The organism is Pseudomonas sp. Pseusp21 (genome assembly GCF_059492145.1).
Map to the genome: position 1 here is coordinate 3,222,591 of NZ_CP168520.1, position 14,257 is coordinate 3,236,847.

At 61.6% G+C, this 14,257-nt stretch carries 14 protein-coding genes; 5 read left to right on the forward strand and 9 right to left on the reverse strand.

The genetic code is table 11. The features are described from left to right. Positions 1–2 precede the first annotated feature (2 nt). The 6 genes from fba to tkt form a co-directional block, all read right to left on the reverse strand. The gene (fba, locus tag ACEN93_RS14665) at positions 3–1,067 is read right to left on the reverse strand and encodes a class II fructose-bisphosphate aldolase (RefSeq protein WP_085667404.1); all 1,065 of its coding nucleotides are present in this window, start codon (positions 1,065–1,067) and stop codon (positions 3–5) included. Positions 1,068–1,192: 125 nt separating this feature from the next. After that, positions 1,193–1,525, reverse strand: a complete 333-nt coding sequence (locus tag ACEN93_RS14670) for an MliC family protein (protein ID WP_495610201.1) — start codon at positions 1,523–1,525, stop codon at positions 1,193–1,195. 57 nt (positions 1,526–1,582) lie between these two features. Further along, positions 1,583–1,804: a hypothetical protein gene (locus ACEN93_RS14675; RefSeq protein ID WP_007959706.1), complete on the reverse strand. Its 222-nt coding sequence runs from the start codon at positions 1,802–1,804 to the stop codon at positions 1,583–1,585. Between the two features lie 34 nt (positions 1,805–1,838). Further along, the gene (locus tag ACEN93_RS14680; protein WP_495610202.1) at positions 1,839–3,002 is read right to left on the reverse strand and encodes a phosphoglycerate kinase; all 1,164 of its coding nucleotides are present in this window, start codon (positions 3,000–3,002) and stop codon (positions 1,839–1,841) included. 12 nt (positions 3,003–3,014) lie between these two features. After that, positions 3,015–4,067, reverse strand: coding sequence for an erythrose-4-phosphate dehydrogenase (epd, locus tag ACEN93_RS14685; protein WP_039767974.1), 1,053 nt, complete (start codon positions 4,065–4,067; stop codon positions 3,015–3,017). A gap of 165 nt (positions 4,068–4,232) precedes the next feature. Next, a complete protein-coding gene (tkt, locus tag ACEN93_RS14690) occupies positions 4,233–6,230 on the reverse strand; it encodes a transketolase (RefSeq protein WP_039767973.1) in 1,998 nt (665 codons plus the stop codon). Positions 6,231–6,501: 271 nt separating this feature from the next. Between tkt and ACEN93_RS14695 the strand changes: the two genes are divergently transcribed. The 4 genes from ACEN93_RS14695 to ACEN93_RS14710 all read left to right on the forward strand — a co-directional run bounded on the left by ACEN93_RS14695 (position 6,502) and on the right by ACEN93_RS14710 (position 11,019). Then, positions 6,502–7,497, forward strand: a complete 996-nt coding sequence (locus ACEN93_RS14695; protein ID WP_039767972.1) for an ArsR/SmtB family transcription factor — start codon at positions 6,502–6,504, stop codon at positions 7,495–7,497. A gap of 18 nt (positions 7,498–7,515) precedes the next feature. Continuing rightward, complete coding sequence (metK, locus tag ACEN93_RS14700; RefSeq protein WP_011336330.1) at positions 7,516–8,706, forward strand: methionine adenosyltransferase; 1,191 nt, start codon at positions 7,516–7,518, stop codon at positions 8,704–8,706. 143 nt (positions 8,707–8,849) lie between these two features. Next, positions 8,850–10,526: an NAD-dependent DNA ligase LigB gene (ligB, locus tag ACEN93_RS14705; RefSeq protein ID WP_495610203.1), complete on the forward strand. Its 1,677-nt coding sequence runs from the start codon at positions 8,850–8,852 to the stop codon at positions 10,524–10,526. A gap of 97 nt (positions 10,527–10,623) precedes the next feature. Next, complete coding sequence (locus tag ACEN93_RS14710; RefSeq protein ID WP_039767970.1) at positions 10,624–11,019, forward strand: DUF1090 domain-containing protein; 396 nt, start codon at positions 10,624–10,626, stop codon at positions 11,017–11,019. Between the two features lie 42 nt (positions 11,020–11,061). Here the strand turns inward: ACEN93_RS14710 and ACEN93_RS14715 are convergent, their stop codons facing one another. Next, positions 11,062–11,511: a c-type cytochrome gene (locus ACEN93_RS14715; RefSeq protein WP_074692066.1), complete on the reverse strand. Its 450-nt coding sequence runs from the start codon at positions 11,509–11,511 to the stop codon at positions 11,062–11,064. A gap of 128 nt (positions 11,512–11,639) precedes the next feature. Here ACEN93_RS14715 and mltA point away from each other — a divergent pair, with 128 nt between their 5' ends. Beyond that, positions 11,640–12,812, forward strand: a complete 1,173-nt coding sequence (gene mltA, locus ACEN93_RS14720; RefSeq protein WP_163976697.1) for a murein transglycosylase A — start codon at positions 11,640–11,642, stop codon at positions 12,810–12,812. Positions 12,813–12,861: 49 nt separating this feature from the next. On the opposite strand, the gene ACEN93_RS14725 is transcribed toward mltA, so the two are convergent. After that, positions 12,862–13,245, reverse strand: a complete 384-nt coding sequence (locus ACEN93_RS14725) for an MAPEG family protein (protein WP_039767967.1) — start codon at positions 13,243–13,245, stop codon at positions 12,862–12,864. A gap of 39 nt (positions 13,246–13,284) precedes the next feature. Beyond that, positions 13,285–14,118, reverse strand: coding sequence for an EamA family transporter (locus ACEN93_RS14730; protein ID WP_495610204.1), 834 nt, complete (start codon positions 14,116–14,118; stop codon positions 13,285–13,287). Between the last annotated feature and the right edge of the window lie 139 nt (positions 14,119–14,257).

The window sequence follows — 14,257 nt, forward strand, 5'->3', positions numbered from 1 at the left end:
TCTCAATTGACCTTGGCGTTCAACTCACCCTTCAGATAACGCTGATACATGCTTTCCAGCGAGATCGGCTTGATCTTCGAAGCGTTGCCAGCGGTACCGAAAGCTTCGTAACGAGCGATACATACATCGCGCATCGCCTTGACGGTTTCGCCGAAGAATTTACGCGGGTCGAATTCGCTCGGGTTGGTGGCCATCAGGCGACGCATGGCGCCGGTGGATGCCAGACGCAGGTCGGTGTCGATGTTGACCTTGCGCACGCCGTGCTTGATGCCTTCGACGATTTCTTCAACCGGTACGCCGTAGGTTTCTTTGATGTCGCCGCCGTACTGGTTGATGATCGCCAGCCACTCTTGTGGCACCGACGAGGAACCGTGCATCACCAGGTGGGTGTTCGGGATGCGTTTGTGGATTTCCTTGATGCGGTCGATCGCCAGCACGTCACCGGTAGGTGGCTTGGTGAACTTGTAGGCGCCGTGGCTGGTGCCGATGGCGATGGCCAGGGCATCAACTTGAGTCTTCTTGACGAAGTCAGCGGCTTCTTCCGGGTCGGTCAGCATCTGGCTGTGATCCAGAACGCCTTCGGCGCCGATGCCGTCTTCTTCACCGGCCATGCCGGTTTCCAGCGAACCCAGACAGCCCAGCTCGCCTTCTACCGAAACGCCGCAGGCGTGAGCCATGGCCACGGTTTGTTGGGTCACGCGGACGTTGTAGTCGTAGTCGGTCGGGGTCTTGCCGTCTTCGCCGAGGGAGCCGTCCATCATGACCGAGCTGAAGCCCAGCTGGATCGAGCGCTGGCAGACGTCAGGGCTGGTGCCGTGGTCCTGGTGCATGCACACCGGGATGTGCGGAAATTCTTCGATTGCCGCCAGGATCAGGTGACGCAGGAACGGGGCGCCGGCGTATTTGCGGGCACCGGCCGAAGCCTGAACGATCACCGGGGAGTCAGTCTTGTCAGCGGCTTCCATGATGGCGCGCATCTGCTCAAGGTTGTTGACGTTGAAGGCTGGAACGCCGTAGCCGAACTCGGCTGCGTGGTCCAGCATCTGGCGCATGCTGATAAGTGCCATTGTGTGTGTCTCTCCCGGTTTGGGTCGTTAATCGTGCCAGCCTGCCGGAGCGGCGGCGGCTATTCAAGTGATTGCAGATCGGGGGTTGAGGCCCGGCCTGGTGATTCGATAAAGCAAATTCTGTTTTATTCGGCTTTGCAGCCCCGGCCGATCAAATCATTGGTGGCGACCCAGTAAATCAGGCCTTCATTACCTTTGATGTGAAACGCCAGCATGTCGTCGCTGTATAGCGCGCCCGAGGCGCCCGGCTCTTCCTTCAGGCGATAGACCTGATCACCGCCGCCCAGACGCACATCGACTTTCTTGCGGGCGGCATCGGTGTAGCGCCACAGCACCTTTGCCTGGCTGTCGCAGGTCCAGGTGGTCCAGTTATCCACAGGGGCGGACGACTGGAACGGGTTCCACTGCGCGCAACCACCCAACAATCCCAGTGCCGCAACGGCGATCAAGCCTTTCATCCGTGTTCCTCGACCGGCAGCGCACGCCGCCGGCCCTGAGTTAAAGAGTCAGACCGGTCAAGGACAACCATGTTCCTTGGCCGGGGTTTGCGTCTCGTATTTGTCCAGACCGTCCGGGCCCGAGCGCTTGTTCAGCACCGGGTTGGTTTCGGCCTGCCAGTCGGCCTGGTAGCAGCCTTTCTGGGCCTCGCCCGGTGCCGGTGTCGGCTCGGCCTTCGGGTTACTCCCGCAGGCCGCCAGCGTACCGGTCAGCAGCAACAGCGCTAACGACTTGACCATCTGAACACTCCTTTGCCTGGCCAATCGGGCGGCCTCAGGCCTTGGCCCGGCTTTCCAGGACTTCAACGGCCGGCAGCACCTTGCCTTCGACGAATTCGAGGAACGCGCCACCGCCGGTGGAAATGTAGGAGATCTTTTCCGCCACGCCATATTTATCGATGGCCGCCAGGGTGTCGCCACCGCCGGCAATCGAGAACGCCGCGCTTTCGGCGATGGCTTCGGCCAGCACTTTGGTGCCGTTGCCGAACTGGTCGAATTCGAACACGCCGACCGGGCCGTTCCACAGGATGGTTTTCGACGACTTCAACAATTCGGCGAAGTTGGCCGCGGTTTGCGGGCCGATGTCGAGAATCATGTCGTCAGCCGCAACGTCAGCGATCAGTTTCACGGTCGCTTCAGCGCTTTCGGCAAATTCCTTGGCAACCACCACGTCGACCGGCAGCGGCACGCTGACTTTGGCGGCGATGGCGCGCGCGGTGTCCAGCAGGTCCGGCTCGTACAGCGACTTGCCGACCGGGTGACCGGCCGCAGCGAGGAAGGTGTTGGCGATGCCGCCGCCGACGATCATCTGATCGCAGATCTGGCTCAGGCTGTTCAGCACGTCGAGTTTGGTCGAAACCTTGGAACCGGCAACGATGGCCGCCATCGGCTTGGCCGGGGCGCCCAGGGCTTTGCCCAGTGCATCGAGTTCAGCGGCGAGCAGCGGGCCGGCAGCGGCGACTTTGGCGAACTTGGCGACGCCGTGGGTCGAGCCTTCGGCGCGGTGAGCGGTGCCGAAAGCGTCCATCACGAACACGTCGCACAGGGCGGCATATTGCTGGGCCAGTTCGTCAGCGTTCTTTTTCTCGCCCTTGTTGAAGCGCACGTTTTCGAACAGCACGATGTCGCCGGCCTTGACGTCAACGCCGCCCAGGTAGTCGGCCACCAGCGGCACTTCGCGGCCCAGGGCCTTGCTCAGGTAGTCGGCGACAGGCTTGAGGCTGTTCTCGGCGGAGAATTCGCCTTCGGTCGGACGACCCAGGTGCGAGCAGACCATCACCGCCGCGCCTTTTTCCAGGGCCAGCTTGATGGTCGGCAGCGAAGCCAGGATACGCGCATCGCTGGTGACAACACCGTCCTTGACTGGGACGTTGAGGTCTTCGCGGATCAATACGCGCTTACCTTGCAGATCGAGGTCGGACATCTTCAACACGGTCATGGGTCGCACTTCCTACGGTTTTTTTGAAGTCGCTGTTTGCAGATAGTGTTCTGCAACATCCAGCATTCGGTTGGCAAAACCCCACTCGTTGTCGAACCAGGCCAGGATGTTTACCAGCCGAGGGCCGGAAACGCGGGTCTGACTGGCATCGACGATGGCCGAATGTGGGTCATGGTTGAAATCACAACTGGCGTGAGGCAATTCGGTGTAGGCCAACAGACCTTTGAGCGGGCCGCTGGTGGCGGCGTCGCGCAGGATCCGGTTGACCTCGCCGGCGTCTGTGTCGCTCGCGGTCTGCATCGTGATGTCGAGGCAGGACACGTTGACCGTCGGCACGCGTACGGCTTTGGCCTGAATTCGCCCGGCAAGTTCCGGCAGCAGGCGCTCGATGCCACGCGCCAGACCGGTGGACACCGGGATCACCGACTGGAACGCAGAACGGGTGCGGCGCAGGTCTTCGTGGTGATAGGCGTCGATCACCGGTTGATCGTTCATCGCCGAGTGGATGGTGGTGATCGACACGTAATCCAGGCCGACCGCCTGATCCAGCAGACGCAACAACGGCACGCCGCAGTTGGTGGTGCAGGAGGCGTTGGACACCAGCAGTTCGTCGCCGGTCAGGCAATCCTGATTGACGCCGTAGACGATGGTGGCGTCGACATCCGCCTCGCTGGCCATTGGCTGCGAAAACAGTACACGCGGCGCGCCGGCGTCGAGGAAACGCTGGCCGTCTGCGCGGGTGTGCCAGGCGCCGGAGCATTCGAGCACCAGATCGACGCCCAGCGACGCCCAATCGATGCCTTCGGGGGTGGCACTGCGCAGGACCTTCACGCAGTCGCCATTAATATGCAGACAATCGCCGTCGACCTTCACTTCGCCGGGGAACCGGCCGTGGGTGGAGTCGAAGCGTGTCAGGTATTCGATGCTGGCCATGTCGGCCAGATCGTTGATCGCGACAATCTCGAACCCGGCCTTCTCGCCTCGCTCGAACAACGCACGCAAGACGCAACGACCAATGCGGCCGTAGCCGTTGAGTGCAACTTTGTAGGGACGCGGTTGAGGCATGGGGTTCTCGATTACCGTGGTGAAACCGTCAGTGTTGCGGTGCTTCAACTACCGCTATCGCGAGCAGGCTCGCTCCCACAGGAAAATGCATTCCAATGTGGGAGCGAGCCTGCTCCGGGCGGCGTTCCGACGATGGACCGCAGTCCAGACGACAAAACTTCTGGATCAGTCTTCCAGCAGCTCTTCAGCCTGACCCAGGATGTTTTCCAGGGTGAAGCCGAACTCTTCGAACAGTGCCGAAGCCGGAGCCGATTCGCCGTAGGTGGTCATGCCGATCACGCGACCTTCCAGACCCACGTACTTGAACCAGAAGTCGGCATGGGCCGCTTCGATCGCAATACGTGCGCTGACCTGCAACGGCAGGACCGATTGCTTGTAGCTGGCGTCCTGAGCGTCGAACGCGCTGGTGCATGGCATGGAAACCACGCGCACCTTGCGGCCCTGCTCGGTGAGTTTGTCGTAGGCCTGAACGGCCAGACCAACTTCCGAACCGGTGGCGATCAGAATCAGCTCTGGCTCGCCTGCGCAATCCTTCAGCACGTAACCACCACGGCGGATGTCGGCGATCTGGCCGGCATCACGGGTTTGGTGCTGCAGGTTCTGACGAGAGAAGATCAGCGCCGACGGGCCGTCCTTGCGCTCCAGCGCGTTTTTCCAGGCCACTGCCGATTCAACGGCATCGGCTGGACGCCAGGTGTCGAGGTTCGGCGTGCTGCGCAGACTGGTCAGTTGCTCGATCGGCTGGTGCGTCGGGCCGTCTTCGCCCAGACCGATGGAGTCGTGGGTGTAGACGTGGATCACGCGCTGCTTCATCAGGGCGGACATGCGCACTGCGTTGCGGGCGTACTCCATGAACATCAGGAAGGTCGCGCCGTAAGGCACCAGACCGCCGTGCAGGGCAACGCCGTTCATGATCGCGGTCATGCCGAATTCGCGCACGCCGTAGTACATGTAGTTGCCGCTGGCGTCTTCGGCGCTGACGCCTTTGCAGCCTTTCCACAGGGTCAGGTTGGAACCGGCCAGGTCAGCCGAACCGCCCAGCACTTCCGGCAGCAGCGGGCCGAACGCGTTCAGGGCGTTCTGGCTGGCTTTACGGCTGGCGATGGTTTCGCCTTTGGCAGCAACGTCGGCGATGTAGGCGTCAGCCTTCTCGGAGAAGTCGGCCGGCAGCTCGCCGCTCAGGCGACGGATCAGTTCGTTGGCTTCGGTCGGGAACGCGGCGGAGTAGGCAGCGAAACGCTGATCCCACTCGGCTTCGGCGGCGCGGCCTTTTTCCTTGGCATCCCACTCGGCATAGATGTCGGCCGGGATTTCGAACGGGCCGTGGTTCCAGTTCAACGCCTGACGGGTCAGGGCGATTTCCGCGTCACCCAGCGGGGCGCCGTGGCAATCTTCCTTGCCTTGCTTGTTCGGCGAACCGAAACCGATGGTGGTCTTGCAGCAGATCAGGGTCGGCAGCGGGCTCTTGCGAGCGGTCTCGATGGCGGTCTTGATCTCTTCCGGGTCGTGACCGTCAACGTTGCGGATCACTTGCCAGTTGTACGATTCGAAACGCTTCGGCGTGTCGTCGGTGAACCAGCCTTCGACTTCGCCGTCGATGGAAATGCCGTTGTCATCGTAGAAGGCGATCAGCTTGCCCAGGCCCAGAGTGCCGGCCAGGGAAGCGACTTCGTGGGAAATGCCTTCCATCATGCAGCCATCACCCAGGAACACGTAGGTGTGGTGGTCGACGATGTTGTGGCCGGGACGGTTGAACTGCGCGCCCAGGACTTTTTCTGCCAAGGCGAAGCCCACAGCGTTGGCCAGGCCCTGACCCAGCGGGCCGGTGGTGGTTTCAACGCCCGGGGTGTAACCGAATTCCGGGTGGCCCGGGGTACGGCTGTGCAGTTGACGGAATTGCTTCAGGTCGTCGATCGACAGGTCGTAGCCGGTCAGGTGCAACAGCGAGTAGATCAACATCGAGCCGTGGCCGTTGGACAGCACGAAGCGGTCACGGTCGGCGAACGACGGGTTGCTCGGGTTGTGCTTGAGGTAGTCGCGCCAAAGCACTTCGGCGATATCTGCCATACCCATAGGGGCACCGGGATGGCCGCTGTTGGCTTTTTGCACGGCATCCATGCTGAGGGCACGAATGGCGTTGGCACGCTCACGACGGCTAGGCATCGCTGATCTCCTGGGTGTGAATAGATTGAAACGGAAAAAAGGAGGGCATTTTCCCTCACCCGAGCGCCTCGGGGCAATGACAGATAGTCATCCGGAGGCGTTTTTCCATTGGATAACATCGGTTTCGGTTGGTGAAACCTTTCCGCTGTTCGTTTGTAGAGTTGACCGGGCAGTGAGAAGTGCAATCGAATGCGCCATCCATCGAGCAATATCAAAACTTTTTGATATAGACCTTGCGGTGCTTCCGGGCCGTCACTAGACTGCCAGCCCTATGAACTTACGCGTGCCTTCCATTCGCCATGACGATTGCGACGAGCTGGCGGCCCTGTGCAAGGCCGGCGGCGATCCGCTGCGGCTGAATGTATTGCGTGCCCTGGCCAACGACTCGTTCGGCGTACTGGAACTGGCGCAGATTTTCGGTATCGGCCAGTCCGGCATGAGCCATCACCTTAAAGTGCTGGCGCAGGCGGATCTGGTGGCGACTCGCCGCGAAGGCAATGCGGTGTTCTATCGCCGCGCCCTGCCCCACACCGAGTTGCTGGGAGGCAAATTGCACGCTGCATTGTTAGAAGAAGTCGACAATCTGGCGCTGCCAGCCGACGTGGAATCCCGGATCGCACAGGTTCACGGGCAACGCGCGGCCAACAGCCAGGACTTTTTCGCAAGGGTTGCAGAGAAATTCCGCGCCCAGCAGGATTTGATTGCCGGCCTGCCGCAGTACCGTGAAAGCGTGCTGGCCCTGCTCGACAAACTGAATTTCGATGGCGCAGCCACGGCCATTGAAGTCGGCCCCGGCGATGGTGCATTCCTGCCGGAACTGGCGCGTCGCTTCGACACCGTAACCGCACTGGACAACAGCGCGGCGATGCTCGAACTGGCTCGCCAGGTATGTGAACGTGAACAGCTGGCTAACGTCAGCCTGCAATTGGCCGATGCATTGAATGGCGTGAGCCTTCAGGCCGATTGCGTGGTGTTGAACATGGTGTTGCACCATTTCGCCGCGCCGGCCGAAGCGCTCAAGCACATGGCCAGCCTGCTGCAACCGGGCGGTAGCCTGCTCGTGACAGAGTTATGTAGCCACAACCAGAGTTGGGCCAGGGAGGCCTGCGGTGATCTGTGGTTGGGGTTTGAACAGGACGATCTGGCCCGTTGGGCCACCGCTGCGGGACTCGTTCCCGGGGAAAGCCTCTATGTAGGCTTACGTAATGGTTTCCAGATCCAGGTCCGCCATTTTCAGCGACCGGCTGGCGACACTCACCATCGGTAAATTCAGGAAAACATCGAGATGAGCGAATACTCCCTCTTCACCTCCGAGTCCGTGTCTGAAGGACATCCGGACAAAATCGCCGACCAGATTTCCGATGCAGTGCTGGACGCCATCATTGCCCAGGACAAGCACGCACGCGTTGCGGTGGAAACCCTGGTCAAGACTGGCGTGGCCATCGTTGCCGGTGAAGTGACCACCAGTGCCTGGGTCGACCTGGAGCAGATCGTTCGTGACGTGATTTGCGACATCGGCTACACCAGCTCCGACGTCGGCTTCGACGGCGCGACCTGCGGCGTGATGAACATCATCGGCAAGCAGTCCCCTGACATCAACCAGGGTGTTGACCGTGCCAAGCCTGAAGATCAGGGCGCCGGCGACCAGGGCCTGATGTTCGGCTACGCCAGCAACGAAACCGACGTGCTGATGCCGGCACCGATCACCTTCTCGCACCAGCTGGTGCAGCGTCAGGCCGAAGCCCGTAAATCGGGTCTGCTGCCTTGGTTGCGTCCGGACGCCAAGTCGCAAGTGACCTGCCGTTACGAAGGCGGCAAGGTTGTCGGTATCGACGCCGTGGTTCTGTCGACCCAGCACAACCCTGAAGTGTCGTACAACGACCTGCGCGAAGGCGTGATGGAGCTGATCGTCAAGCACGTGCTGCCTGCCGAACTGCTGAGCAAGGACACCCAGTTCCACATCAACCCGACCGGCCAGTTCATCATTGGCGGCCCGGTAGGTGACTGCGGTCTGACCGGTCGCAAGATCATCGTCGACAGCTACGGCGGCATGGCCCGTCACGGCGGCGGCGCGTTCTCCGGTAAAGATCCATCCAAGGTTGACCGTTCGGCTGCCTACGCTGGCCGTTATGTTGCCAAGAACATCGTGGCGGCCGGCCTGGCCGAGCGTTGCGAGATTCAGGTTTCCTACGCGATCGGTGTAGCCCAGCCTACCTCGATCTCGCTGAACACCTTCGGCACCGGCAAGATCAGCGATGACAAGATCATCAAACTGGTCCGCGAAGTGTTCGACCTGCGTCCATACGCGATCACCACCATGCTGGACCTGCTGCACCCGATGTACCAGGAAACCGCAGCCTACGGCCACTTCGGCCGCGCTCCGCAGACCAAGACCGTTGGCGAAGACACCTTCTCCACGTTCACCTGGGAAAAAACCGACCGCGCCGACGCTCTGCGTTCCGCTGCCGGCCTGTAATTTTCCTGGCGGTACAAGAAGCCCCGCACGGTTCGCCGTGCGGGGCTTTTTCATGGCCGCGAAACAACCGGCAAAACAGCCGCCCGGCCCGCTTCGAAATCCCGGCTAGCCTTCAGGTATCTCTCTGAGCAAGGACGCTCACGATGCTTGCCACACTGCGCCTGTTTTTGTTTTTCCTGCCGTTTTTCCACCTCAACACCTTCGCTGCCGACTGCCCCGACTGGGCCGCCGCCCGGGCTTCGAGCGAAGTCACCGCCCTGCAACAACAGATCGACCGCTGGGACGACGCCTATCATCGCGAAGGTCGTTCGGTGATCGCCGATGAGCTCTACGATCAGTCCCGCTTGCGCCTGAACCAATGGCGCCGGTGCTTCAAACTTCCCTCACCGCCCGAGCCGTTGCGCACCGCATCAGGCCCGGTTGCGCACCCGGTCGCTCACACCGGTCTGGACAAGCTTCACGACGCGGCGGACATCGCGACCTGGCTGCGCGACCGCCAAAACGTCTGGGTACAACCCAAGGTCGATGGCGTGGCGGTCACCCTGATCTATCGCAACGGCCGACTGCATCAGGCGATCAGTCGCGGGGATGGGGTTCGCGGGCAGGACTGGACGGAGTCGGCAAAAAGGATCGGAGCCATTCCACAGCGGCTGACGCAACAGCAGGATCTGTTGGTGCAAGGCGAACTCTACTGGCGCTTGAACGGCCATAAGCAGGCACGTGCCGGCAGCGCCAACGCCCGCGCCACCGTGGCCGGGCTGCTGGGGCGCAAGGATCTCGACGCGGAACACGCTGCAGGCATCGGGCTGTTTGTCTGGGACTGGCCGCAAGGGCCGAAGGACTTGCCGGAGCGAATCGCGGCCCTTACGCAGTTCGGTTTTCCTACCACGGAGCCCTACACCCAGGCCGTCGCCAGCCTGAACGAAGCGCAACACTGGCGCGATCACTGGTATCGCTCGCCACTGCCATTTGCCACGGACGGAGTGGTTCTGCGCCAAAGCCTGCGGCCACCGGCAGAGCGCTGGCAAGCTCGTCCGCCCTATTGGGCTGTCGCCTGGAAATACCCTTTTGCCCAGGCGCTGGCCGATGTGCGCAAAGTAAATTTCAAGATCGGCCGCACCGGGCGCATCACGCCGGTGCTTGAACTGTCGCCGGTGATGCTCGATGACCGGCAGATCAAACGGGTCAGCGTCAGTTCGCTCAGACGCTGGCAGGAACTGGACATTCGCCCCGGCGATCAGGTGGCAATCAGCCTGGCCGGGCTGACGATTCCGCGCCTCGACAGCGTGGTGCTGCGCAGCACCGAACGCGTGGAGCTGAACGTTCCGCTCGCCAGCGACTTTCACGCCCTGAGCTGCTGGCAACCGACGCCGGGCTGCGAAAGCCAGTTCCTCGCCCGCCTGACCTGGCTCAGCGGCAAGCAGGGACTGGCCCTGCCCCATGTCGGTCGCGGCACCTGGGAGAAACTTCTGGAAACAGGCCGCCTGAACAGCCTGCTGGATTGGTTGACCCTCGACGGGCCGGAGCTTGCTAACATTGCCGGTCTCGGCGAGCGCAGCAGTGCCCGCCTGCTGCACAGTTTTCACAGCGCCCGCCAACGGCCGTTCCTGCAGTGGCTCAAAGCCCTGGGGCTGCCACCGACCGGTCAGGCAACACTCGCCGATTCATGGCAGACGCTGGCACAACGCAACACCGAACAATGGCAGGCAGAAGCCGGAATCGGCCCGGGTCGCGCGGCGCAATTGAGCGCCTTTTTTCGTGACCCGCAGGTACTGGCCCTGAGTAAAACCTTGCAAGCCGCCGGTGTCGACGGCTTCTGAACACGCAATCCCCGGCCCACCGGGAACCCAAGTCCGCCGGAGCGCTCCAACAGCGCAGTGCTTCACCGATACGATTGCCTTTGCACATGGAGCTTTTATGAAATTTCTCGCACCGCTCGCCCTGCTGTCTTTCTGCGCAGTCCTCGCCGCCCCCGTGATGGCCGACGAAGACGCGCCGGGCCTGACCGGTTGTGCTGCCAAGAAGCAGGGCATCATCAATCAGATCGAACAGGCCAAGTCCCGCGGCAATGCCGACCAGCAGGCCGGCCTCGAAACCGCCCTGCGCGAAGTCACCGAACACTGCACCGACGCCGGCCTGAAGAAAGAGCGGGAAAACAAGGTACTCGACGCCAAGCACGAAGTGAGCAGGCGTCAGGCTGATCTGGACAAGGCCATGAAGAAGGGCGATCCGGAGAAGATCGACAAGCGCAAGAACAAGCTCGCCGAATCGCGCAAGGAATTGCAGGACGCGCTGGACGAACTCGACAAGTAAGCAAGCCGGGGATCACAGCCAAAAACCGTGATCCCTTGAACATCAGTGGTCGCGAAACTCTTTATGGCAGGCACTGCAGGCATCTTCGACTTTCTGCACCGCCGGCCCCAGGTTACTGGCCTTGTAGGGTTGAACCTTGCTGGCGATCACCAGTTCACCGGTGGCCGCTTCAAGGGTGCGGGCCATTTCCTGGAAGCGGGCCTGTTTCTGCCAGACATCGTCCTTGGCGCTGGTGTGATCTTCTTCGCGCACCTGCGGGAAATGTTTCCACGGCTCATGGGACAACGCATCGAGCTTGACCGCGCCTTCGGCGAATTTCGCTCCGTCGAACGGGATGCGCCCACGCAACATGCCACCCAGGTCTTCGCCGGTTTTGAGCATCTGCTTGAAGATCGCCTTGCGCTGGCCCAGCGGGGAATTCGGGTCGACACCGCCACAGGCGGACAAGGTCAGACAGGCCAGCAATACAACAGAAATTCTTTTAAGAGTCATGGTGGCTTCAGGTCACGGAAATCGGCGGCCAGTATCCTCGGGTCACCGCCAAACACCAATAGCCCTATTAACAATAAGGGTTGCTTGAGCGCATGGAGCACTTCTGCAACCGGCACAGGAAATTCTCCATGAACAGCCGTTTCAAGGCCTGGCGTCATCCGCTTATCGCTACCCTCCCGCTGCTGGCAATCCTCGCCGGCTGCACCGGTGGCGACAGCGCCAAGCCGAAAACCCACGCCCTGGCCACCTACTCCAGCGCCACTTGGGAAGCGTTGCCTGCGGTGTCCGACAGCGATCTGGTGGCCGGATTCAGCTCGTGGCGCAGCGCCTGCACCCGGCTCAAGGCTGACCCGGTCTGGGGCCCGACCTGTGCAGCCGCCGCCAATGTCCCGCAAAGTGCCGGCGACATCCGCGCCTTCCTCAAGCAGAACCTCGACGTGTTCGGCCTGCGCGCCGAAAACGACAATCCCAACGGCCTGATCACCGGCTACTACGAACCGGTCTATCCCGGCAGCCTGACGCAAACCGCCACCGCCAACGTGCCGGTGTATGGCGTGCCCGAAGACATGATCATTGTCTCGCTGGACAGTATTTACCCGGAACTCAAAGGCAAGCGCCTGCGCGGCCGCCTCGAAGGTCGCGTGCTCAAGCCTTACGACGATGCGGCGACCATCGAAAGCCAAGGCGTCAAGGCGCCGGTCGTGGCCTGGCTGACCGACCCGATGAACCTGCAATTCCTGCAGATTCAGGGTTCGGGGCGGATTCAGACCGAGGACGGTCGCCAGCTGCGCATCGCCTATGCCGACCAGAACGGTCACCCGTACCGACCGATCGGCCGCTGGCTGGTGGAACAGGGCGAGCTGAAAAAAGAAGAAGTCACCATGGGCGCGATCAGCAACTGGGCCAAGGCCAACCCATCGCGCATTCCGGAACTGCTGGCGAGCAATCCGAGCTACGTGTTTTTCACCCGCAACCCGGACAGCAACGAAGGGCCGCGCGGCTCGCTGAACGTGCCATTGACCGCCGGTTACAGCGCGGCGGTGGATCGCAAGGTGATTCCGCTGGGCAGCCTGTTGTGGCTGTCGACCACTCGCCCCGACGGCACGCCGCTGGTACGCCCGGTGGCTGCGCAGGACACTGGCGGCGCGATTGCCGGTGAGGTTCGCGCGGATCTGTTCTGGGGCACCGGCGATGCCGCCGGACAACTGGCGGGCGACATGAAGCAGCAAGGGCAGATCTGGATGCTCTGGCCGAAAGGCGCGGCGTTGCCGCAAGTGCCGCAGGTTGCCGACAAGCCGTAAGCACAATGCAAAAGATCGCAGGCCTCGTCAGCCTGCGATCTTTTCAGGTTCAGATCGAAACGAAGAAGAAGCTGGCAATCAGCACCATCCCGACAAACCAGACCAACGAGCGCAAAGCCGCCCAGTCCGCCAGGTAGCAAATGATGTAGAGCAGGCGACTGGTGATGAACAGCACCGCCAGCACATTGACCGTCACCAGCTCTGCCGTGCCCACCAGGTGCGCGACGATCACCGCCGCCGCAAACGCCGGGGTCACTTCAAAACTGTTCAGTTGCGCCGCATGGGCACGGCGCGCCACGCCATCCACGCTGTCCAGAAAGTCCCGGGGATCATGATTGTCCCGCAGTCTGAAACCGCCCGAGGCCTTGGCCACGACGGTGCACAGATAGGGCAGAAAAATCGCGATCAACACACACCACAAAGCCACCGTCATAACACCGTCCTTCTTTCGAGTTTTAGAGTTGCCGGGCGCTCAGAACTTCATGACCAGCATGCCGATCAGCACCAGCCCACAGGCTAAGAGCCGCGGCCGGCCGAAAGGTTCTTTCAGGTAACGCATGCCGAACAGCACCACCAGGATCACGCTGATTTCACGCAACGCCGCCGCTTCGGCAATCGAGCCCAACTGCATCGCCCACAGCACCAGAGCGTAGCTGAACAACACGCAGAACCCGACCGCCAGCCCCAGCTTCCATTGCTCGCGCCAGAACAGTTTGAACGCCGGCCTTTTCGCTACCCCCGCCAGCAACGGGAACGGCCAGGCACTGAGCAGCGTGACCCAGACCAGGTAATCCAGCGGATGCGACCAGCGCCGCAACGCCTGACCGTCGATATAGGTGTAGCAACCGATGCACAGCCCGATCAGTGCCACCACCGGCAGCATCGCCCACGGCAAATGTTTCCCGCCGCCGCCCTGCCAGAGCAGGCAAGCCATGCCCAGCGGGATCAACAGAATTCCGAAGATTTGCTGGGTGGTCAGCACCTCGCCGGCGAAGATCAGGGTCAGCGCCAGCACCACCAGCGGCGACAATCCGCGCATCAACGGATAGACCAGCCCCAGGTCGCCGACCCGATAGGCCTGGATCAACAGATAGCGATAGAGCAGCTCGAACGCCGCCGACGCCAGAATCCAAGGCCAGATTTCCGCCGGTGGCAGGCTGATGAAAGGGAACGCCAGCGCGACGAACAACAGCGCCACGGTGTCCATGCAGGCCACCACCAGCAGCCGCTCGGCGCTGAATTTGATCAACGTATTCCACGCTGCGTGCAACAGCGCCGCCACCAACACCAGAGCTGTCGCCAGCACGTGCCACTCCTTTGTTCTTGTTGTTGAACCTGAGCCAATTAGTCAGATTATTGATTCGCGATGTGTCAGCAGCTGTTTATACTGCAAGCGACCACGCCGCACTCAGTTGCGCACAGATAAATTCCAATAATTCCTGCCT

What these genes read in the sequence shown, in the direction of transcription:
- ACEN93_RS14710 (WP_039767970.1), top strand. Translation starts at nt 10,624, where the DNA reads ATGAAATTTCTCGCACCGCTCGCCCTGCTGTCTTTCTGCGCAGTCCTC.
- ligB (WP_495610203.1), top strand. Translation starts at nt 8,850, where the DNA reads ATGCTTGCCACACTGCGCCTGTTTTTGTTTTTCCTGCCGTTTTTCCAC.
- ACEN93_RS14670 (WP_495610201.1), bottom strand. Translation starts at nt 1,525, where the DNA reads ATGAAAGGCTTGATCGCCGTTGCGGCACTGGGATTGTTGGGTGGTTGC.
- epd (WP_039767974.1), bottom strand. Translation starts at nt 4,067, where the DNA reads ATGCCTCAACCGCGTCCCTACAAAGTTGCACTCAACGGCTACGGCCGC.
- fba (WP_085667404.1), bottom strand. Translation starts at nt 1,067, where the DNA reads ATGGCACTTATCAGCATGCGCCAGATGCTGGACCACGCAGCCGAGTTC.
- tkt (WP_039767973.1), bottom strand. Translation starts at nt 6,230, where the DNA reads ATGCCTAGCCGTCGTGAGCGTGCCAACGCCATTCGTGCCCTCAGCATG.
- ACEN93_RS14680 (WP_495610202.1), bottom strand. Translation starts at nt 3,002, where the DNA reads ATGACCGTGTTGAAGATGTCCGACCTCGATCTGCAAGGTAAGCGCGTA.
- mltA (WP_163976697.1), top strand. Translation starts at nt 11,640, where the DNA reads ATGAACAGCCGTTTCAAGGCCTGGCGTCATCCGCTTATCGCTACCCTC.
- ACEN93_RS14695 (WP_039767972.1), top strand. Translation starts at nt 6,502, where the DNA reads ATGAACTTACGCGTGCCTTCCATTCGCCATGACGATTGCGACGAGCTG.
- metK (WP_011336330.1), top strand. Translation starts at nt 7,516, where the DNA reads ATGAGCGAATACTCCCTCTTCACCTCCGAGTCCGTGTCTGAAGGACAT.
- ACEN93_RS14725 (WP_039767967.1), bottom strand. Translation starts at nt 13,245, where the DNA reads ATGACGGTGGCTTTGTGGTGTGTGTTGATCGCGATTTTTCTGCCCTAT.
- ACEN93_RS14715 (WP_074692066.1), bottom strand. Translation starts at nt 11,511, where the DNA reads ATGACTCTTAAAAGAATTTCTGTTGTATTGCTGGCCTGTCTGACCTTG.
- ACEN93_RS14675 (WP_007959706.1), bottom strand. Translation starts at nt 1,804, where the DNA reads ATGGTCAAGTCGTTAGCGCTGTTGCTGCTGACCGGTACGCTGGCGGCC.